The 21,898-nt window shown below is 69.7% G+C and carries 12 protein-coding genes; all 12 read right to left on the bottom strand.

All coding sequences use genetic code 11. The features are described 5' to 3' along the window. Nucleotides 1–7 precede the first annotated feature (7 nt). The 12 genes from JQX13_RS51725 to JQX13_RS51780 all read right to left on the bottom strand — a co-directional run bounded on the left by JQX13_RS51725 (nucleotide 8) and on the right by JQX13_RS51780 (nucleotide 21,878). Nucleotides 8–1,174 (bottom strand): hypothetical protein, encoded by a 1,167-nt coding sequence (locus tag JQX13_RS51725; protein ID WP_203406722.1) that lies wholly within the window; start codon nucleotides 1,172–1,174, stop codon nucleotides 8–10. Beyond that, nucleotides 1,171–1,743, bottom strand: coding sequence for a c-type cytochrome (locus JQX13_RS51730; RefSeq protein WP_203406723.1), 573 nt, complete (start codon nucleotides 1,741–1,743; stop codon nucleotides 1,171–1,173). Before JQX13_RS51730 ends, JQX13_RS51725 begins: the two co-directional genes overlap by 4 nt. After that, a complete protein-coding gene (locus tag JQX13_RS51735) occupies nucleotides 1,740–2,252 on the bottom strand; it encodes a DUF3341 domain-containing protein (RefSeq protein ID WP_203406724.1) in 513 nt (170 codons plus the stop codon). Before JQX13_RS51735 ends, JQX13_RS51730 begins: the two co-directional genes overlap by 4 nt. Then, a complete protein-coding gene (gene nrfD, locus JQX13_RS51740) occupies nucleotides 2,249–3,736 on the bottom strand; it encodes an NrfD/PsrC family molybdoenzyme membrane anchor subunit (protein ID WP_203406725.1) in 1,488 nt (495 codons plus the stop codon). Before nrfD ends, JQX13_RS51735 begins: the two co-directional genes overlap by 4 nt. Beyond that, the gene (locus JQX13_RS51745) at nucleotides 3,733–6,711 is read right to left on the bottom strand and encodes a TAT-variant-translocated molybdopterin oxidoreductase (protein WP_203406726.1); all 2,979 of its coding nucleotides are present in this window, start codon (nucleotides 6,709–6,711) and stop codon (nucleotides 3,733–3,735) included. The genes nrfD and JQX13_RS51745 overlap by 4 nt, the downstream gene beginning before the upstream one ends. Before the next feature lie 12 nt (nucleotides 6,712–6,723). Next, the gene (locus tag JQX13_RS51750) at nucleotides 6,724–7,350 is read right to left on the bottom strand and encodes a cytochrome c3 family protein (protein WP_203406727.1); all 627 of its coding nucleotides are present in this window, start codon (nucleotides 7,348–7,350) and stop codon (nucleotides 6,724–6,726) included. Next, nucleotides 7,347–8,003 carry a respiratory nitrate reductase subunit gamma gene (locus JQX13_RS51755; RefSeq protein WP_203406728.1) on the bottom strand — a complete coding sequence of 219 codons (657 nt, stop codon included), beginning with the start codon at nucleotides 8,001–8,003 and terminating at the stop codon, nucleotides 7,347–7,349. Before JQX13_RS51755 ends, JQX13_RS51750 begins: the two co-directional genes overlap by 4 nt. 16 nt (nucleotides 8,004–8,019) lie before the next feature. Then, nucleotides 8,020–8,853: a c-type cytochrome gene (locus JQX13_RS51760; protein ID WP_203406729.1), complete on the bottom strand. Its 834-nt coding sequence runs from the start codon at nucleotides 8,851–8,853 to the stop codon at nucleotides 8,020–8,022. Nucleotides 8,854–9,139: 286 nt separating this feature from the next. Continuing rightward, nucleotides 9,140–9,544, bottom strand: a complete 405-nt coding sequence (locus tag JQX13_RS51765) for a hypothetical protein (protein WP_203406730.1) — start codon at nucleotides 9,542–9,544, stop codon at nucleotides 9,140–9,142. A 12-nt stretch (nucleotides 9,545–9,556) separates the two neighbouring features. Then, a complete protein-coding gene (locus JQX13_RS51770) occupies nucleotides 9,557–14,932 on the bottom strand; it encodes a MupA/Atu3671 family FMN-dependent luciferase-like monooxygenase (RefSeq protein ID WP_239014393.1) in 5,376 nt (1,791 codons plus the stop codon). Then, nucleotides 14,929–18,360: a non-ribosomal peptide synthetase gene (locus tag JQX13_RS51775; RefSeq protein WP_203406731.1), complete on the bottom strand. Its 3,432-nt coding sequence runs from the start codon at nucleotides 18,358–18,360 to the stop codon at nucleotides 14,929–14,931. The genes JQX13_RS51770 and JQX13_RS51775 overlap by 4 nt, the downstream gene beginning before the upstream one ends. Then, a complete protein-coding gene (locus JQX13_RS51780; protein WP_203406732.1) occupies nucleotides 18,357–21,878 on the bottom strand; it encodes a type I polyketide synthase in 3,522 nt (1,173 codons plus the stop codon). The genes JQX13_RS51775 and JQX13_RS51780 overlap by 4 nt, the downstream gene beginning before the upstream one ends. Between the last annotated feature and the right edge of the window lie 20 nt (nucleotides 21,879–21,898).

Raw genomic sequence — 21,898 nt, forward strand, 5'->3', positions numbered from 1 at the left:
CCCGCGGCTACGTGTGGTGGTGCAGGCTCTCCACGAGGTACGGATCGTTGCGCGGAATCAGCGGCACCGCGCCCACCGTCCTCGTCACCGTCAGCACGAACAGCGCCCCCAGGCCCAGCAGGCCCGCCACGTCCCACACGCCGATGCCGGCGTATTCGGGCATGTTGGCCGGGGCGATCATCAGGTGCAGGTCCAACCACCGCCCCGTCAGCATGACGCCGGCGACGAAGCACAGGTGGGCCGGGTTGCGCTTGGCGGGCTTCGGTAGCAGCAGCACGAACGGCAGGGCCCAGTTGAGCACGACGTTCATGAAGAACGGCGCCCCCCAGCCATGGTTCATCCGCTGGATGAAGTAGACGGTCTCCTCCGGGATGTTCGCGTACCAGATGAGCAGGAATTGGGAGAACCACAGGTACGCCCACAACGTGGCGAAGCCGAACATCAGCTTGCCCAGGTCGTGCAGGTGGCTGGTGTTGACCTCCTTCATCAGCCCCGCGCGCTTCAGCAGGATGACGGCCACGGCGATGGCCGCCACGCTCGACTCCAACATCCCCGCGATGTTGTAGAGCCCGTAGATGGTGCTGAACCAGTGCGGCTCCAGGCTCATCAGCCAGTCGAAGCTGGCCAGGCAGAAGGTGAGCGCGAACAGCACCAGGAAGAGCGCTGACGTGGCGACGTTGCGCCGCGTGGGCTCGGCCGAGGACTCCGCGTCCTGGGCCAGTGAGTTCTTCCGCAGCCGCCAGGTGAAGAAGGCCCAGAGGGCCAACATCACCGCCATGCGGATGGCGAAGCCCGGTGCGTTGAGGAAGGCGGCCTTCTTGTGTAGCAGGTGGTCCGCCTCCATCACCCCGGGGCGAGCCCACAGGTACAGCGAGGGCAGGCCCGCGAGCACCACCAGCAGGCTCGCCGCACCCACCGGGACGTAGGAGGAGAAGGCCTCGGGGACGCGCTTGAGGACGGTGTACCAGCCCGCGTTGGCCACGGCGTTGAGCGCGAGGAACACCGCGCCGCCCAGCGCGAGCGTGAGGAAGAAGAAGCCGTTGGTCAGCAGGCTGGAGAAGCCGCGGGTGGGTTCCAGCGCCAGGCCCGCGCCCAGCCCGAGCAGGCCGAGCGCCGCCACGACAAGGCTGGCCCGGCGGAGGTTGGGGCCGACGTCGATTCCCGAGGAGCTCATGGAATGTCCTTCCGCGCGGTCTGAGCCGGAGACTGCAACGACCGGATGTAGTGGACGATCTTCCAGCGATCCTCCTGCGCCACCTGAGAACCGTGGGCCGGCATCAACCCCTGTCCCTGGGTGATGATGTGGAAGAGCTGCCCGTCGGCGAGGCCACGGGCGTGCTCGGCCAACAGCGATGGAGGCCGGGGGAAGCGCGCGGCCACCAGGCCGTCCCCGAGTCCGCCCCCGCCATGGCAGTGCGAACAGTAGCGATTGAAGGCCACCTTGCCGCGCGTCAGCACGGGCTCCGAGGCCTCGAAAGGATTCTTCAGCTCCGCGGCGGCGCGGGTGGCCTCCTCGGGACCCGGGCCGTAGCGCAGGGGCGAGTAGCCTCGGGGAATGCTGCCCGGCGCGGGCGCCATCAGCGTCTTGCCGTCACGGGTGTTGGGGTTGGGTGCGTAGCTGTCATACGGCACGGAGCTGTACATGTCCGGCGCGTACTCGAGGTTGGGCTGGGACACGTCCCGCTCGCAGCCCCACTGAAGGGCCGCGGCGAGCACACCGGTACCGACGAGGAGCCGCTTCACGACGCCACCTCCATCTGCTCCACCTCCAGCGCTCCATGGCGCTGGAGCAGGTCCTTCACCTTCGCGTCCGTTTCGTCCGCGCGCAGTGCCAGGACGAAACGGTCATCCGTCACCCGGGGCAGCGCCTCCCGCGTGCTGCCAGGGAAGCTCTTCGTGCGCAGCAGGAAGGCCGCCACGGTGAACAGGCCCGCGAACAGCACGGTGAGCTCGAAGGCCACGGGGATGAACGCCGGGAAGGAGTTGAAGGGCTTGCCACCCACGTTGAGCGGCCAGCTCACCACCGACGTGTAGTACTGCAGCGACAGCGCCGACGTGGTCCCCAGCAGCCCCGCCCCGAAGCACACCCAGGTGAGACGCGAGGACTTCAACCCCATGGCCTCGTCCATGCCGTGAATCGCGTACGGCGTGTAGACATCGTGCACCGCGTACCCGGCCTCGCGAGCGGCCCGGGTGGCGTCGAGGATGTGCTCCTCGCTGTCGAAGTAGCTGAGAAGGACGGACTGGTTCATACCGGCATGTCCTTTCGCACCGCCACCGCCGCCAGGGCCGGCGCGGGCATCTGCACCGGCTCCTCGGCCGGGTGCTCGTGCGGAGTCTCGGAGCCATGGGCCGCCTGTCCGGCCTGCGCCGGGGCATGGCCCCCGCGGGCGAAGGCCGCCACGCTCTTCACCTCTCCGATGGAGATGATGGGCAACACGCGGGTGAACAGCAGGAACAGCGTGAAGAAGAGGCCGAACGTGCCCACGAAGGTACCCACCTCGACGACCGTGGGCGTGTACATGGACCAGCTCGAGGGCAGGAAGTCCCGGTGCAGCGACGTCACGATGATGACGAAGCGCTCGAACCACATGCCCACGTTGATGACCAGCGACAGCACGAAGATGGCCGCCGGCGACGTGCGCACCTTCTTGAACCAGAACAGGTGCGGCGACACCACGTTGCACGTCACCATCGTCCAGTACGCCCATGCGTACGGTCCGAAGGCCCGGTTCATGAACGTGAACTTCTCGTACGGGTTGCCCGAGTACCAGGCGATGAAGAACTCCGTCCCGTAGGCCAGCGACACGATGCCACCCGTGACGATGATGACCTTCGTCATGTTCTCGAGGTGGCGAATGGTGATGAGGTGCTGGAAGCCGAGGACCTCGCGGGTGATGATCATCAGCGTCAACACCATCGCGAAGCCGCTGAACACCGCGCCGGCGACGAAGTAGGGCGGGAAGATGGTGGTGTGCCAACCCGGGATGACCGACGTCGCGAAGTCGAACGACACGATGGTGTGCACGCTGAGCACCAACGGCGTCGCCAGACCCGCCAGCAGCAGGTACACCGTCTCGTAGCGGTGCCAGGTGCGCGACGAGCCGTTCCACCCGAACGACAGCGCCTTGAAGATGCGCTTCTTCAGCCCCTTCGCCCTGTCACGCACGGTGGCCAGGTCGGGGATGAGGCCGAAGTACCAGAACACCGCCGAGATGGTGAAGTACGTGCTGATGGCGAACACGTCCCACAGCAGCGGCGAGCGGAAGTTCACCCACAGGGTGCCTCGGCTGTTGGGGTACGGCAGCACCCAGAACGCGTTCCACGGCCGCCCCATGTGGATGACCGGGAAGAGCGCCGCGCACATGACGGCGAAGAGCGTCATCGCCTCCGCGGCGCGGTTGATGCTCGTTCGCCACTTCTGCCGGAAGAGGAAGAGGATGGCGGAGATGAGCGTGCCCGCGTGGCCGATGCCCACCCAGAACACGAAGTTGGTGATGTCGAAGGCCCAGCCGATGGTCTTGTTCAGACCCCACACACCGATACCGGTGGCGACCTCGTAGGAGACCATCCCCACGCCCACCGCGAGCGTGACGACCGCCAGGGCGAAGGCCACCCACCATTTCGTGGTGGGCTTGCGCTCCATGGGGGCGCAGATCTCCTCGGTGAGCTGTCCGAGGGTGCGCTCCTCGCTGACGAGCGGCACCCGCAGGGGGGAAGTGTGCTGGTTGCTCATGTCGCGCTCCCGTTCCCGGTGTTGCGCACCTTCGTGAGGTACGTCACGGCCGGTCCGATGTTCAGTTCCTCCAGCAGCCGGTAGGCGCGCCCGCTCTTCGCCAGCTTCGCCACATCGCTGTTCGGGTCGTTGATGTCGCCGAAGTGGATGGCCCGGGCCGGGCAGCTCTGCTGACACGCGGTGCGGATGTCTCCGTCACGCAGCTCCCGCCCCTCGCGCTTCGCCAGGGCCTTGCCCTCCTGCACGCGCTGCACGCACAGCGAGCACTTCTCCATCACGCCACGCGTGCGCACCACCACGTCCGGGTTGAGCACCATGCGCTCGATGGGCTCGTCGTGCTTGTAGTCGAACCAATTGAAGCGGCGGACCTTCGTGGGGCAGTTGTTGGCGCAGTACCGCGTGCCCACGCACCGGTTGTAGACCTGCTGGTTGAGGCCCTCGCTCGAGTGCACCGTCGCGAGCACCGGGCACACCGTCTCGCACGGGGCGTTCTCGCAGTGCTGGCACATCATCGGCTGGTGCACCACCCGCGGCGCGTCCGGCTCGCCCTCGTAGTACCGGTCGATGCGCATCCAGTGCATCTCGCGCTGCCGCCGCGCCTCGTCCTCTCCCACGATGGGGATGTTGTTCTCCGCCTGGCAGGACACCACGCACGCCGAGCAGCCCGTGCACGCGCTCAGGTCCACCGCCAGCGCCCACTTGTGCCCCTTGTACTCGTGGCCGGACCAGATGGAGAGCGGGTGGCCGCCTCCGTGGCCCTCCTCCTTCTCATTGCCCGCGCTCGGGTTGGCGAGGAACTCCGCCAGCTCCGCCTCGCGCACGAGCCCGCGCCCCTCCATGGACGCGTGTATCTGGGACAGGGCCAGCGGCTTGTGCTCGGGCGTCACCCGCAGCCGCACCCCGCCGAGCGCCGCGCGGCGCACCTTCCCGTTCGTCAAAGAGGCCAGGCCGAAGGCGTTCTCCCCCACATCGTTCCCGATACGTCCCACCTTCGTCCGGCCGTAACCCATGGCGAGGCCCAGCGCCCGCGGATGCGTGCCCGGCTGAACCAGCGCCGGCACCGCGAGCGTCCTCCCTCCAATGCCCACCTCCACCACCTGCCCGTCGCTGATGCCCAGCTTCGAGGCCGTGGAGGGCGCCACACAGAGGTAGTTGCCCCAGGTGGCCTTGGAGATCGGATCCGGCATCTCGTGCAGCCAGCCGTTGTTGGCCAGCGCGCCGTCCCTCAAGCCCACCTTTTGATACAGAACCAACTCGAGCTCCCCCGCCGTCACGGCCGAGCCCCTCAGCGCCGCCGCCACGCTCTCGGGGCGGAACGCGGGCGCCTCGGTCGTCGTCCGCGGCAACACCACCACCACGCCCTGACGCACCGACTCGTCCCAGAAGGACTGGAAGCCCGTCGCCACGTTCGCGCGCGGGAAGACCTCGGCCTCCCAGCGTGCACGCAGGAAGTCGTCATACGGCTGCTCCACCCCCGCCCACCTCAGCAGGGACTCCATCGCGCCACGCGTCTCGTACAGCGGAGACACCACCGGCTGGCGCAGGCCCAGCACACCGCGCCGGGGCTCGGCATCGCCCCAGGACTCCAGCGGCGTGTGATCCGGCGCGTGGAAGCCCACCAGCGAGGCCGTCTCGTCGAGCCGATCATTCGTGGCCACCGTCACCGCCACGTCCTTCAGCAGGCCCGCCAGCGCCTCGCCCTTCGGGTGCGCATAGGCCGGGTTGACGCCGTGGAAGAGGACGGCGCCCACCTGCTTCGCCTCCAGCTCGCCGAGCAGCTCGCCAAAGGACATCGCCCCCTCGTCCAGGGTGAGTCCCCCGGAGATGGAGACCGTGGTGCCGGCGTTGCCCAGCAGCTCGTTGGCCACGTTGGCCAGCACGTAGGCGGCGGGCTCGTCTCCTCCGCACACCACCAGCGCCTTCTCCTTCGCGGCCCACAGCTCGCCGGCCAGCATGTCCAGCACGTCGGTGGATACCCGCGCCTCGGGCACTCCCGTGAGGCCGGCCACGTCACGGCCCGCCTTCTCCGCCAGCCGCTTCACCAGCCCCGCCAGCGCGGGCACCAGGTCCGAAGGGGCCACCGGGACACGCCGGTCGGCGCTCGCGCCCGTCAGCGACATCAGCGGCTCGAGCTGCCAGTGCCGCGCCATCTCCCGCTTGCCCGCCGCGTCCCGGGCCGAGGTGTACTGGCGGGTGAAGGCCACCGGAGACACCCAGGTGCCCAGGAAGTCGGCGCCGAAGCTGGCGATGACCTTCGCCTGGTCGAAGCGGTAGTCCGGCACCAGCCGGGTGCCGTGCGTGAGGCGGTATGCCTCGGCGATGGCCTCCAGCTCCCCCGTGGCGTCGAAGCGCACCGTGCGCGCGGTGGGGAAGGCGGACAGGAAACGCGCCACGGCGGCCTCGGCGGTGGGCCCCATCACCCAGGGCAGGACGAGCCGGATCGCCCTCCCCTCCCCCGCCAGCTTCCGCAGCCCCTCCGTCACGGCCTTGTCCAGGTCCGCCCACGCGGCCCGGCTGCCCCCCACGGACGGCCAGCGGGAGCGGTTGGCGTCATACAGGGACAGCACCGACGCCTGGCCCACGGCGCACACGCCGCCACGGGACACCGGGTGCTCCTCGTTGCCCTCCACCTTGATGGGGCGCCCATCGCGCGTCTTCAGCAACACGCCGCATTGGGCGCTGCACGCACCGCAGGTGGACGCGTACCAGAGGGCCAGGCCCGGGGTGAGCTCGTCCGGCTTCGCGATGAAGGGCACCGCCTTCTGCACCGGGGCGCGCTGGCAGGCCACCATGGCCGCCGCGGCGCTCAGGCCCATCACCTTGAAGAAGTCACGGCGCGAGCTCTGGTCCGGCGCCTGGGCCGCCACGCCCACGGGGAGCTCCTCGGCGAACTCATCGCGGGACCGTTCGAGCAGCGCCGGCTCTCCCGCCCGCGCGGCCAGGCTCTGCCAATACTTGGGTGTCGTCTCGGACATGGTGCGCGTTCCTCAGCGGTGGCAGGCGGAGCAATCGGTGGGAGGATTCAGGGAGCGAGGCGCCGGAGTGACGGGCGCGGTCGCCCTGGCCACTCCCGACGCGGAGGCCATCAGCACACCGGATGCCAACGGCGGCACCGGCGCCTGGGCCTGCGACTCCTGTGTCTGGCGGTGGCAGTCCAGGCACCAGCCCATCGTCATGGGCTCCACCTGCTCCAGCCGCACCATCTCCTGCACCGGGCCGTGGCACTTCTGGCACTCCAGCCCGGCCGTCACGTGGTTCGCGTGGTTGAAATACGCGTGGTCCGGCAGCCGGTGCACCCGCACCCACTCGATGGGCTTGTTCTCCTTCACCGCCCGGGTGAGCTTCTGGATCTCCGGCGAGTCCGTCTTCACCTGGGTGTGGCAGTTCATGCACACGCCCGCGTGGGGAATGCCGGCATGCCGGCTCTTCTCCGCGCCCACGTGGCAGTACTGACAGTCGATCTCATAGTGGCCGGCGTGCACCGCGTGCGAGAACGCGATGGGCTGCGCGGGCATGTAGTTCTGGTTGTTGTTCACCGGCGTGGTGTCACAACCGCCCATCGCGAGCGCGGCCAGCACACCGGAAAGCAGCGAGGCTCGAGTCGAGTCGATCATGGGGTGACAATCCCGCCCTGGGCGGCGGTCTCCCGCCGGTTGGACACGAGGGGGTGCGCGGGCGTCGAAGCCAGCCAGCGGGTGATGGGCCAGGCGAGCAGCAGCGCCAACACACCGAAGAGGTGCATCCGCACGGTCAGCGGCAGCTGGGCCACGAGCGTCGCGTCCGGCTGCAGCGTCACCAGCGAGCGCAGGTACGGCACCACCACGCTCACGTACCAGGCCGAGGCCCAACGGTACGCCACGGCGATGTAGAGGCCGTTGATCACCTCGGCCAGCAGCAGCACCTGGAAGGGCAACCAGGCGCGGGAGCCGGGCTCGCGGCTGGAGAGCCGATGGGTGATGCTCGCCACCAGGCCCCAGGCCAGCATCATCCCGCCGATGAGCCCCACCACCTCCAGGAGGAAGAGGCGCATGGGCGAGCGGATGAAGAGCTGCACCGGGTGCGGCAGGAGGAAACAGGCCGCGTGCCACAGCAGCATGATCAGGGCGCCCACCAGCAGGGACACCGCGGCCGAGCCGGTCCCCTCTCGCTCCACCCACCGCCTCATCCAGACGGAGAGTCGCTCTCGGTTGCGCAGCCAGGCCGGCACGCCCACGGCGAGCGCCAGCACCACGTAGGGAAGGGAATCGTAGAGGAACGTGTCGCTCACGTGTCGCCTCGCTCTCTCAGTCCTTCGCGCGGCCATGGCCGCCCAGGACGATGCCAATGAAACCCAGGGCGACGCCCAACCCCACGAAGCCCAGGTAGAAGAAGTCCCGGTCCTTGCGCGGCGGCGTGCCGTCCCGCGAGACCTGCGCCAGATAGGCCTTGAGCTCGTACTGCTCCGCGTCCGTCAGCGGCGCCTTCCCGTAGAGTTCCTTCATCAGAGGGAAATCCATCTCCTTCAGAGCGGGCGTCATCTTCCGCTCGCCCAGCCGGGCGAAGGAGAAGGTCAGGTCTCGCGCCAGCGTCCCTCCGCCCACCACGCCGATGTCACGCACGTTGTGGCAGCCGATGCAGGGCGGGCCCCCATTGGCCAACGCCACCCGCCCCTCGAAGAGCTGCCGCCCGTGTTCGATCTCCTCGGGCGAGGCATCCGAGGCCAGCTTCGGCCCGGAGGCTCCCGGCTGGCAGCTGCCCTTGTCGGCACAGTCCCGGAGGAACGCGAACAGCCCCTTGCGCTCATCGTCGGAGAGCTGCTGGTCCGGCATCCGGATGCCGTTGAACTTCGTCAGGAGCTCGTTGGCGACCGGATCGCCGCCGTCGATCATCGCTCCCGGGCTCTCGAGGAACGTGGTGACCCAGGACTCCTCGCGGCGCGTCAGCACGCCCATCAGATCCGGACCAACCCTGTCCCCCTGGCCCACGGTGTGGCAGCTCGCACAGCGCTGGGAGAAGAGCTGAGAGCCCTCGGGAACCCCCTGCGCCGCAGCGAGCGGAGAAACGAGCAACACCAGCATCGGCAAGGCGGCAATGGCCAGTGCTCGCAGCTGGCGTCGGCCAGGGACGTGTGTACGCATCGCGGCGTGCCCCTCCTCTCGGAGACCCCGAGCCCCTCGCTCGGTTCAGCGCGCCGCAGTGCAACCAGGGGGCCAGCCAGCCGATCGGGTTCTGCTCCGAGGGGAAGCCCGCTCCACACGAAGTGTCAGGTGCGCAGCATTTGCGCCTCGCGCATTCCCGACGCGCAGCATTTTCCGCGCGCTCGGGAAAGGGGCCTGACCTGGAGGAAGGGAACGGAGGGCGGCTTCTCGATTCAAGAAGCGGAGAAGCACGCCTCCGTCATTTCACAACCGGAAGGGTACGTCCTCACCCGCCGAGGGAGGTGGTGGCGAACGGGCTCCGGCCGATGGCCATGATGCCACCGAGGATGAGCAGCAACGCCCCGCCCACCCCGATGAGCGGCAGCAGGTAGCCGGGGTTCGGGCGCTTGCGGTTCATCACCAGCATCACGTGCGCCAGCACCGCCGCGGCCACCATCATGACGATGTGGCCCCAAAGCGCCGGGTAGAAGGGCCAACCCGCCCCCAGCAGGATGACCCCCAGGAGGACCTGCGTGTCGAGCAGGCCCGCGAAGCTGGAGCCGATGATGCGGACCGACTTGTCCACGGGCCGCTTCGTGGCGAGTCCGAAGGCGAAGTACGCGACGGCGATCAGCCCCATCAGGAGGACGAGGTAACGCAGCCCGGAGTGGGCATAGAAGAGTGGTCTCATGGGAGTGCTGTCCTATCTCCGCCCCATTCCAGAGGCGAGAGTTTCCGTCCGCTCCAGCCCCGCCAGGGCCTTGTCGATGCACTCCTTCAAGCACCCGGCCACGCTCCGGACATGGGGCTCGGTCATCATCGACAGGTGATCTCCCGGGACCTGGTGCACCTCCACCGCCTGCGTGGAGAAGCGGCCCCAGCCCATGGCCGGATCCTCCACCGTCCACCGCAGTTCCTCGATGGGCACGTTGTCCGGGTGAAGCACGCTGGCCCGCAGGAAGGTGATCCGCCCCGGATAGGGAGAGGCCGGGGTGTACGCGCTCTGCTGGTCCGCCTTGTACGTCCGCACGAAGCCGCGGAACTGCGTCGCGTCCGCCTCGGGCGGCAGCAGGTTGCGTGCCTTCATCCGCTCCATCAGCAACTCCACCTGCTGCTCCGCCGGGAGATTCACGAGCTCCTCCCGAGTGACAGCCAGGTTCTTCTGGTACAGGCGATCCAACGTGCTGGCCAGGACGCGCACCCACTCGGCGTCATCCCAGTCCGCACCCAGCGGCCTGCTCCTCGGCAGCGGCGCGAGGCTGTCCAGCACCGCCAACAGCGCCACCTCCTCGCCCTGTTGGCGCAGCCGCCGGGACATCTCCAGCGCCACGTGGCCACCAAAGGAGTGGCCCACGAGCAGGTACGGGCCGTGCGGCTGGACGGAGCGCAGCGCCTCCAGGTAGTGCGCCGCCATCTCCTCCACCAGCGTTCCCTCACCCCGCGAGTCCTCCGAGTACACGGGCTGCAACCCGTACACCGTGCGGTTGCCCCCCATGTGCCGGACCAGGTCGTAGAAGTAGATGAGGTTGCCGCCCGCGCCCGGCACACAGAAGAGTGGGGGTGAGGAGGCGTCCCCCTGCTGGATTTCCACCAGCGAGGACCTCTGGAGCGGATCTGACGAGGAGCGGGTGAGCAGGATCGCGAGCTGCTCGATCGTCGGTGCCCGGAAGAGCGTGGCCAGCGGCAACCGCTTGCCGAACTGCCGCTCGATGCGGGCCATCAGCTGGACGGCCAGCAGGGAGTGGCCCCCCAGTTGGAAGAAGCTGTCCCGCACGCCCACCGGTTGCACCTTCAGCACCGACTCCCAGATGGCCGCCAGTTGCAGCTCCATGCTGTCGCGAGGCGCGACGAAGCCCGCCCCCTTGTGCTGGCCGGACAGGTCCGGCGCGGGCAGCGCCTTCCTGTCCACCTTGCCGTTCGGTGTCTGCGGCAGCTTCTCCAGCATCACGAAGGCCGCCGGGAGCATGTACTCGGGCAGCTTCTCACCCAGGAAGTGGCGCAGCTCGGCCACGGAGGGGGACTCGCCCGGGGCCGCCACCACATAGGCCACCAGCCGCTTGTCGCCCGGGGTGTCCTCGCGGGCCGCCACCACCGCCTGGCGCACCTTCGCGTGCCGTCCCAGCACCGCGTCGATCTCCCCCAGCTCGATGCGGAAACCGCGGATCTTCACCTGGTTGTCCGCGCGCCCGAGGAACTCGACGTTCCCATCCCGCCGGTACCGGGCCAGATCGCCCGTCCGGTAGAGCCGCTCCCCTTCCCCGAACGGGCTCTGGATGAACCGCTCCGCCGTCAGCTCGGGACGGTTCAGGTAACCACGCACCACGCCCTCGCCGCCGATGTACAGCTCGCCGGGCACGCCCACCGGCACCAGCTGGCGGTGGCCATCCAGGATGTAGAGGCGGGTGTTCGCGATCGGCCGCCCAATGGGCATGGACTGGCAGGACGCCTCCACCCGGTGCGTCAGCGACCAGACGGTGGTCTCGGTGGGCCCGTACATGTTGTGGAGCTCGCCGGACATCACCTCCACGAGTTGCCGGGCCAGTGGCACGGGCAGCTCCTCCCCGCCCACCATCAGCTTGCGCAGCACGCCGAGCGCCTCTCTCCCCTCGGTGGTGCCGAGCAGCATCCGGGCCAATGACGGAGTGCATTGCAGGTGGGTGGCCCGGTGGCGCATCACCTGGGCGGGGAGCGAGTAGTCCGGACGGGACTCGCGCCGCTCCGGCCGGCAACGCTCCTTCAACGTGTTCAGGTGGTGCAGGCTGGCCAGCACCGCGTCCGTGTCCACCCCGAAGTCGATCAGACACGCGACCTCGTCGACACCGATCGCCTTCAGCCGCTCGATCATCCGCTGGCAGCTCTCGGGCGTGCCGAACAGGCCCGCGGTGTCATAGAAGCGCTCGAAGGCATGGGCCAGCAGCGCCTCCATGTCCGCCTCGCTCAGGTCCCGGATGTCCTGGCCCAGGCTCTGCGCCAGGTTCTTCAATAGATCGAACGAGCTGCGCAGGTACTCGGTGAAGGGTCCGCGCACCGTCTCGCGGACGGCGGCCTCGTCGGTGCCCACGAAGGTGTGGAGCATCAATGTCACGTGACCCGGCCCGGGGCCGTGCCCGTGCTGCCGCCAGGCCTCCCGGTAGAGGGCGATCTTCTCCGCCAGTTGCTCCACGCTCTGCCCCAGCAGGTGCGTGAGCACCCGGGCGCCCAGCTCGCCGGCCTGCCGGAACGTCTCCGGAGTCCCGGCCGCGGTGACCCAGACGGGCAGCTCCCGCTGGATGGGCCGGGGAAGTACCTGGACGTCGATCTCCTTCCCGGCTCCGTCCGGCAAGCGGAGGGACTCGCCCCGCCACAGCCGGCGCACCGTCTCGATGCCCTGGCGCAGCAGTTCCTTGCGGGAGGCGTAGTTCCCGGGAGCGAGCACGAAGTCGTTGGCCTGCCAGCCGGAGGCGAAGGACAGGCCCACCCGGCCGTTGGACAGGTTGTCCACGACGGACCACTCCTCGGCCACCCGCAGCGGATGGTGCAAGGGCAACACCACGCTGCCCGCCCGGAGCTGCACCCGGCGCGTCATCGTCGCCAGCGCCGCGCTCGTCACCGAGGGGTTGGGGTACAGGCCACCGAAGACGTGGAAGTGGCGCTCGGGCGTCCAGACGGCGCTGAAGCCGTGCTCGTCCGCGAATCGCGCGCCCTCCAGCAGCAGCCGGTACTTGTCCGCGGCGGGAGCTCCCCCCGTGGCGCTCGCGAAGTAGAAGAGGCTGAAGTCCAGCTCCTTGTCCGCCACCCGCGTGGTCGCGCTCTTGGAGGAGATGAAGCCGCCCTGCTCCCCCTGGACCACCACCCGGAAGCCCCGGGCCAGCGTCCACAGCAGCTCCAGCACGGAAATGTCGAAGGAGATGGTGGTGACGGCCAGCCAGGTCCCGGGCTCCCCGCCGCCGATGCGCTCGTCCATCGCGGTGAAGAAGTTCATCACCTGGCGGTGCTCGATCATCACCCCCTTGGGCCGGCCCGTGGAGCCGGAGGTGTAGATGACGTAGGCCCGGTTGTTCGGCGAGGCCGTCGGCCCCAGGTCCTCCCGCGCGTGGGTGGAGATCGTCCCCCAGTCGTCATCCACATACACCGCGCGGGCCTCGTGCGCGGGCAGCTCTCCCGCCAGCCGCCGCTGGAGCAGCAGCACCGGGGCACGAGCATCCTCGAGCATGAAGGCCAGGCGCTCCCTCGGCGTGGCCGGGTCCAGGGGCAGATAGGCGCCGCCCGCCTTGAGGATGCCCAGCAGGCCCACCACCATCTCCAGCGAGCGCTCCACGCAGATGCCCACCAGCGTCTCCGGCCCCACCCCCTGAGCACGCAGGTGGCGCGCGAGCTGGTTGGCCCGGGCATTCAGCTCCCGGTAGGTGAGCTGCTCGTCCTCGAACACCACCGCCACGGCCTCGGGAGTCCGGGCGGCCTGGGCCTCGAACAGCTCGTGGATGCAGCGCTCCCGCAGGAAGTCCTTCCCGGTGTCGTTCCACTCGCGCAGCAGCCGCGAGGTCTCGGCGGGCCCCAGCAGGGGCAGCGCGGAGACCGGCTGGTGGGGCGCCGCCACGATTCCCTCCAGCAGCACCCGGAGGTGCTCCACCATCCGGACGATGGTCGGCCGCTCGAACAGATCGGCGCTGTACTCGAGGCCGCCCTTGAATCCGGCGGCGGTCTCCTCCAGGGAGAGGGTGAGGTCGAACTTCGCCGTGGCGCTCTCCGTCTCCGCCAGCGAGACGCGCAGCCCCGCCAGCTCCAGCCGCTCCACGGGCGCGTTCTGGAGCATGAACATCACCTGGAACAGCGGCGGATGGCTCAGGTTGCGCTCGGGCTGGAGGGCCTCCACCAGGTGCTCGAAGGGCGCGTCCTGGTGGGCGTAGGCATCCAGGGCCACCTGCTTCACCCGGCCCAGCAGCTCCAGGAAGGACGGCGCTCCGTCCAACCGGGTGCGCAGCACCAGCGTGTTGACGAAGAAGCCGATGAGCGGCTCGAGCTCCTTGCGCGTCCGGTTGGCGATGGGCGAGCCGACGACGATGTCCTCCTGTCCGCTGTAGCGGGAGAGCAGGACGCTCCAGGCCGCCAGCAGGGTCATGAAGGGCGTCGCCCCCGCCTGCTCACCCAGTTGCTTCAGCTTGCGGCTCAGCCCCGCGTCGAGCTGGAAGGGCACCGAGCCGCCCCGGAAGGTCTGGGCGGGCGGCCGCGGATGATCCGACGGCAGCTCCAACAGGGGCGGCGCCCCGGCGAGCTGCTGCTTCCAGTACTCCACGTGCCGTGCCAGCGCCTCTCCCTCCAGGTGCCGGCGCTGCCACCAGGCGAAGTCGGCGTACTGGATGGGCAGCTCCGGCAGCGGCGAGGGCCGCCCCGCCGAGAAGGCCTCGTAGAGCGTCACCAGCTCCTTGAACAGGATGGCGATGGACCACGCATCCGCCGTGATGTGGTGCAGGGTGATCAACAGGACGTGGGACTGGGGCGCCAGCCGCAGCAGGGTGCAGCGCAGCAGGGCGTCCACCGTCAGCTCGAAGGGACGCAGCGCCTCCTCGGCCGCGAGCCGGCGCACTTCCGTCTCCCGCTCCGCCTCGGGATGCGCCGTCAGGTCCACCAGGGGGACGCGGATCGGCTGGGCGGGTGCGATCGCCTGGACCGCCGTCCCACTCACCACCGGGAAGGTGGTCCGCAACGTCTCGTGGCGCCGGAGGATCTCCGACAGGCTCCGCTCCAGCGCGGCCACGTCGAGCGGCCCCTCCAGGCGCAACGCCCCCGGCATGTTGTAGCTGGCATTGGCGCTCGCGTCGGACTGGAGCTGGGTGAGGAACCACAGCCGCTGCTGCGCGAAGGACAGCGGCAGCGACTCGCCCGTCCTCGGGGCGGGCTGGATCGGAGGCGGCCCCGAGCGCGTCGCCATGGCGGCCTGCCGCAGGAACGCGAGGATCTCCTCCTTGCGCGCCCGCACCTCGGAGAGCAGCGCTGGCGACAGCGCGCCCTTGGGAGCGCTGTAGCGCAGCAGCTCCCCCTCCACCCAGAGCCGCACATCCAGGCTCCGGAGCTCGGACAACAGTGCGTCGATCGTCCTCACAGCGCCCCCATGTCCCGCTCCGCATCCGGTGTCCCGGAGGCGGGTGTCCGCATCCCCTGCGCGGCCCAGCGGATCGTCTCGATGCGGCGGCTCAATCCGGCGACGGTGGGCTCCTCGAAGAGACCGCGCAGCGGCAGCTCCACCTGGAAGGCCTCGTTCACCCGGAAGCTGACGCGGGTGGCGAGCAGCGAGTGTCCACCCAGCTCGAAGAAGTTGTCGTGCAGCCCCACCTGCTTGACGCCCAGCACCTCGGCCCAGATGGCCGCCAGCGTCTTCTCCGTGGGCGTGGAGGGTGGAACGAAGTCCGCCTGCTGCGCGCTCCGCGTCGCCTCCGGCACCGGCAGCGCCCGGCGCTCCACCTTCCCGGCCAGCGTCAGGGGCAGCGCCTCCAGGATGACGAAGATGGACGGCACCATGTACTCCGGCAGCTTCTCCCGGAGGAAATGGCGCAGGCCAGACACCGTCAGCTCCCGTTCCGGCTTCGGCGCCACGTACGCCACCAGCCGCTTGTCGCCGGGCTTGTCCTCGCGGACCATGGCCACCACCTCGCGTACATCGGAGTGCTGGCCCAGCACCGCCTCCACCTCTTCCAGCTCGATGCGGAAGCCGCGCACCTTCACCTGGTTGTCGATCCGGCCGAGGAACTCGAGGTTCCCCCCTGGCAGATGGCGAGCCAGGTCTCCGGTCCGGTACAGACGCGCACCCGGCCGGCCACTGAACGGATCCGGGATGAAGCGCTCCGCCGTCAGCTCCGGCCGCTTCAGGTAGCCCCGCGCCAGGCCGTCACCGCCCACGTACACCTCTCCGGGTACTCCCACGGGCACCGGCCGCATGTGCCGGTCCAGCAGGTAGATTTCCGTATTCGACAGCGGCTTGCCCACGGGCGGCCGGGTGGGCCATCCGCTCACGGGACCCCGCAGCGTGTACGCGCTGATGACATGCGCCTCCGAGGGCCCATAGTGGTTGTGCAACAGGCACCCCGGCAGCTTCTGGAAGAACTCCGCCACCGCGGGGGAGATCACCAACTGCTCGCCCGCCGTGTAGACCTCCTTCATCTCCGTGGGCAGCAGCCCGAAGGCCCTGGACACCTCGGTGAGCTGCTGGAACACCACGAAGGGCAGGAACAGCCGGTGGATGGACTGGTCCACCAGCAGGCGCAGCAGGGACACCGCGTCCCGGCGCACCTCCTCCGAGAGCAGCACCAGCGTGCCGCCCGTGGCCCAGGTGCAGAAGCTCTCCTGTACGGAGATGTCGAAGCTCAGCGGAGCGAACTGCAGCGTCCTGTCCCCGGGTTGGAACGGGGAGGTCCGCAGCGTCCAAGCGATCATGTTCGACATGGGCTGGTGCCGCATGGCGATGCCCTTGGGCCGCCCCGTCGAGCCGGAGGTGTAGATGACGTAGGCGAGGTTGTCCTCGGACACCGGAACGTGGAGGTTGGAGCCACTCTCCCGGGCGATCTCCTCCCGGTCCGTGTCCACGCGGACGGCTCGCACGTGGCTGTCGGGGAACAGCGCCAGCAACGGCTCCGTGGTGAGGAGGAGCTGGATGTCGGCGTCCTCCATCATGAAGGACAGGCGCTCGCGGGGCGTGGCGGGATCCAACGCCACGTAGGCGCCGCCCGCCTTGAGGATGCCCAGCAGGCCCACCATCATCTCCGGCGAGCGCTCCAGGCAGATGCCCACCCGCACCTCGGGCCCCACGCCCCTGCCACGCAGGTAGCGCGCGAGCTGGTTGGCCCGGGTGTTCAGCTCCCGGTAGGTGAGCTGGCGCGCGTCCATCACCAATGCCACCGCATCCGGAGTGCGCTCGGCCTGGGCCTCCAGCAGGTGGTGCATCCGCACCTCACGCGAGTACTCCGCGCGCGTCTGGTTCCACTCCGCCACGAGCACGTGCCGCTCGGCCGGGGTGAGCAGCGGGAAGCGGGAGAGGCGCTCCTGGGGATTGGCGACGATGCCCTCCAGCAGGAGCCGGAGCTGTCCCTCCATCCGGGAGATGGTGGCCGCGTCGAACAGGTCGGTGCTGTACTCGATGCTGCCCTTGAGCCCCTGCTCCTTGTCCTCCAGGGTCAGCGTCAGATCGAACTTCGACGTGCCGCTCTCCTGCTCCAGCGGCGTCGCCGTCAGGTCGGCCATCGGCAGAGGCCCGCCCGGCGCGTTGTGCATGACGAACATCGCTTGGAAGAGCGGGCTGTGGCTCAGGCCGCGCGCCGGCTGCAGGGCCTCCACCACCTTCTCGAAAGGCACGTCCTGGTGCGCGAACGCGTCCAGGCACACCTGCCGCACCCGGCCGAGCAGCTCGGTGAAGGTGGGGTCCCCCTCCATCCGCGCACGCATCACCAGCGTGTTGACGAAGAAGCCGATGATGGACTCGGTCTCCCGGCGCTTGCGGCTGGCGAACGGCGAGCCGATGGGGATGTCCTCCTGCCCGCTCAGGCGGTACAGCAGGGTGGAGAAGGCCCCCAGCAGCACCATGTACAGGGTGGCCCCCGCCTGCTGGCCCACCGCCTTCAAGCCACGGGCGAGCCCGGCATCGAACTGGAAGCGATGGGTCGCGCCCCGGAAGCTCTGGACCGGAGGCCTCGGCCGATCCGTCATCAGGGAGAGCTGCGGCGGCACCCCGGCGAGCTGCTGCTTCCAATAGCCGAGCTGCGACTCGAGCACCGGCCCCTCCAGGTGCTGGCGCTGCCACGCGGCGAAGTCGGCGTAGTGCAGCCCCTGCTCCGGGAGCGGTGAGGGCTTGCCCGCGGAGAAGGCCTCATAGAGCGAGATCAGCTCCCGCAGGAAGAGCCCCAACGACCACGCATCCGAGATGATGTGGTGCATGGTCACCAGCAACAGGTGCGAGCGCTCCTCCAGGCGCAGCAGGGTGAGCCGCAGCAGCGGGCCCCGGGCCAGATCGAACGGACGCTGGGCCTCGGCCGCCGCCAACCGCTCCGCCTCCGCCTCACGTTCCGACTCCGGCAAGGCCCGCAGCTCCACCACCGGGAGGTGCACGGGCGTGGGCGGAGCAATCACCTGCCGGGCCGCTCCCTCCACCATCGGGAAGACGGTGCGCAGGGACTCGTGGCGCCGGACGATCTCCGTCAGGCAGCGCTCCAGCACGTCCACCTGGAGCGGACCCCGCAGCCGCACCGCGCTCGGGAGGTTGTAGGTGGCATTGCCGCCCTCGAGGCGGTCGATGAGCCACAGCCCCTGCTGCGAGAAGGAGAGCGGCAGGTTCCCCTCCCGGGGGACCGGGGACAGCCCCTGGGCACCGGCGTCTCCGCCACGGCCGAGCAGCGCCAGCATCTCCGCCTTGCGGCGGGCCAGCTCGTCACGCAGCTCGGGCGTCAACGCGCCCTTGGGTGCGGAGATACGGAGCTGCGCTCCCTCCGCGCGCAGCTTGATGCCTCGGGCGGACAGCTCCGCCAGGAATTGCTCTGGGCTCACAGGACAACCTCTTCCATCTCTTCAGGAGACCCGTTCGCATCGACGGCCGGGCTCAGCTCCGGGAGCACGTCGATGACCAACCGGGAGATGCTGGGACCCTGCAGCAGGGTCACCATGGGAATGACCACGCCGAGATCGGCCTCGAGCCGGTTCCTCAAATCAATGGACATCAGCGAGTCCAGGCCCAGGTTCAGCAGGGACTGGTGGACGTCCATCGAGGCCTCGGGCAGCGCGAGCACCCGGCCCACCTGCTGGCGCAGGTAGTCCTCCAGCAACCGGGGGCGCGCCGAGGGTTCCGCCTCCAGGAGGGTGGCACGCACCCGGCCCGCCTCCGCGCCCTGCCCACCGGACGCCGCCGAGGCCTGCTCGCGGGCGAGCTCCGAGAGCATCGGAGAGGACACCGCCTGGGGGAAGGCCAGGAAGAAGCGCCGCCAGTCGAGCGAGGCCACCGCGAGCTGGGACAGGCCGCCGGAGAGGATGGCCTCCAGCGCCTCCACGCCCTGCTCCGGCGTCATGCTGCCGATGCCCTGCCGGCCGAGCTGCTCCAGGCCTCCCTCGCGGACGGCGAGGCCGATCTGGTTCCAGGGTCCATAGTTGATGCTGACCACCGGCCGCCCCTGCCGCCGCAGGGAGTGGGCCAGCGTGTCCAGGAAGGCATTGGCCGCCGAGTAGTTCGCCGCGCCCGAGCCAATCCACCCCACCAATGCCGGGATGGCCGAGAAGAGCGCGAAGAAGTCCAGCGGGGTGCCCTCGAGCAACCGGTGGAGCAGCCACGTCCCCGTCACCTTCGGACGCAGCACCTCGGCGAGCGAGCGCGCATCGAGGTTGACCAGCGTTCCGCCGTGGATGACGCCCGCGGTGTGCATCACGCCACGCAGGGCGGGCCAGCCCTCGTCGTGGAACACCTTCAAGAAGGCGGACAGCTTCGCCTCGTCCGCGATGTCCACCGAGGCCACGTGGACGCGGGCCCCCAGCGCCTCCATCGCCTGGATACTGGAGACCTGGTGCGCCAGCCGGCTCCCCGGCTCGAGGCGCTCCCATGACGAGCGCGGTGGCAGGGGCGTCCGTCCCAGCAACACCAGATGACGGGCCCCCCGCTCCACCATCCAGCGGGCCACGCACAGGGCCAGGTCACCGAGCCCGCCCGTGATGAGGTAGCTGGCGTCCGGGCGGAGCTGGACCCTGGCGCCGGGCCGGGCCTCCTCGCTGGCGCGCACCAGACGGGGCACGCGCCGCTCTCCTCCGCGCAGGGCGAGCTGATCTTCCCCACCGGGCGAGGAGAGCACCTCCAGCAGTTGCCGGGCGGACAGCTCGACGGAGTCCCGGGGATCCAGATCGACCAGTCCCCCCCACAACCCCGGGTGCTCGGCTCCGATGACCCGGCCCAGACCCCACACCGGAGCCTGCACCGGCGCGAGTGGCGCGGACTCCTCGCCCGCGGGCTGAGCGCCCCGGGTGACGAGCCACAACCGGGACGACTCGGCCCTCGCGCCGCCCACCAGGGCCTGTACCAGGCGCAAGGCACTGCCGAGCCCCAGCGCCTCGTCCCGCTCCAGCGTCGCCGCGGTCGTCTCCTCCCAGCTCCGGGTATCCAGGCTCCAGAGGTGCACCACCGCGCGCGGAGGAACCTCCGCCTCCAACAGCCGGCCCATCAACCGCCGCAGTTGCTCGGGATCGTCCGGACGAAGCTGGTACCGGTCCTGCCCCAGTTCCACGAAGGACTCACCCGCGAACACCTGCGTGACGTGCTCGCCCCGGTCGGCCAGCAGCGCGGCCAACCGCTGCCCGATGCCCTTCCCATCGGAGAAGAGCACCCACCCCCCCGAAGGGGCCGCCGGAGCCGGTGCCTCCTGCCGCGCCTGGAGCTGCCACCGTACCTGATAGAGCAGCTGGCCCACGCCCCTGTCGGCCGGCGCCGGACCCGCGCGATCCACGAGCTGGATGCGCAGGCCGCTGGCCTCGGCGATCAATGCCCCGGACGCGTCGAGGATTCGCACGTCTCCCTCGAGCAGCTCCCGATTGCCGGCCTTGCTCGATCGGATGACATGGCTCCACACCTGTCCCTCGGGCTGCCGGTGGATCCGGAAGCGCCGCATCCCAGTGGGCAGGGCGAGCAGCCGGCCCGCCCCATCCAGACTGTCCGGCGCCAGCGCCCCGAGCAGCAGGAAGCAGTTGTCCAGCAGCGCGGGGTGGAAGCCGTAGGCCTTCGACTCGGGCGCGAGCGCCTCGGCCAGGCTCAGCCGTCCCAGCACCTCGCCCTCCCCCAACCAGAGCCGCTCGATGGCCCGCATGTGGGGCCCGTACTCCGCCCCGGAGGCGGCCACCTGGAGGTAGAAGTCCGACCCCTCCACGCTCACCGGGCAGCGGGCCTGGACCTGCTCCGGCGCCCCGGACACCGGAGTCTCGGACACCGGCGCCACCTCGGGAGCGGCCGGACGTGCCAGCGCGGAGGGCCTCGTCGCGGGGAGCTCGGCCTGGCTGCGCTCCTTCAGCCGCTCGAGGTGGACCAGGTTCTCCAGCACCCGCTCCTGCGGCGGGCCGAAGTCGAGCAGACAGGCGATCTCATCCACTCCGCTTCCCTGGAGCTGACGCACCAGCTCCATGCAGGACGAGGGCGTGCCGATCAGCGCCCGGGTGGAGACGAAGCGCTCGAAGAGGAAGCCGACGAACTCGTCGAGCTCCGCGGGCGAGAGCCGGGTGACGTCGACCTCCCGGACGCGGCTCTGCGCCAGCCCCTTCAGCAGCCCGATGTTGGCCTTGAGGTATTCGCAGTAGGGTCCGCGCGCCTGCTGGCACACCGTGTCGAAGTCCTCTCCGACGTAGGTGTGCAGCATGAGGGTGACAGTGCCCGCCTCCGGATCGAAACCGCGCCGGGCCCGCGCCTGCCGGTAGAGGGCGATCTTCTCCGCGAGCTGCTCCACGCCCTGATCCAACAGGTGGGTGAGCAGGTGGGTGCCGCGCTCGCCCGCCTGGATGAAGGTCTCCGGGTTGCTCGCGGCGGTGAGCCACACCGGCAGCTCCCGCTGGACGGGCGCCGGGTACGTCCGCAGCGAGACCTGCTTGCCGTTGCCGCTCGTCACCTCGACGGTGCCACCGCGCCACAGACGCCGCACCGTCTCCAGGCTCGCGTACATCTGCGCCGAGCGGTCCTTGTAGCGCTCGGGGAAGAAGGCGAAGTCATCGGGATTCCACCCGGACGCGAAGGAGATTCCGACGCGGCCTCCGGAGAGGTTGTCCACGACGGCCCACTCCTCGGCCACGCGCAGGGGGTTGTGCAGCGGGAGCACCACGCTGCCCGCGTTCAGGCGGATGCGGCGCGTCTCCCGAGCCAGCGCCGCGTGGAGCACGGCCGGGTTCGGGTAGAGGCACCCCAGCGGAGTGAAGTGCCGCTCCGGCACCCACACGCTGGAGAAGCCGTGCTGATCGCCGAAGCGGGCGCTCTCGATGACCAGACGATACTTGTCGTTGCCGCTCAGCGCCGTCTCGTCGCTGGCGAAGAACATCAGTCCGAAATGCATGGCAGCACTCCTCGACGGCG

This window comes from Archangium violaceum (assembly GCF_016859125.1).
GTDB classification, from domain to species: domain Bacteria; phylum Myxococcota; class Myxococcia; order Myxococcales; family Myxococcaceae; genus Archangium; species Archangium violaceum_A.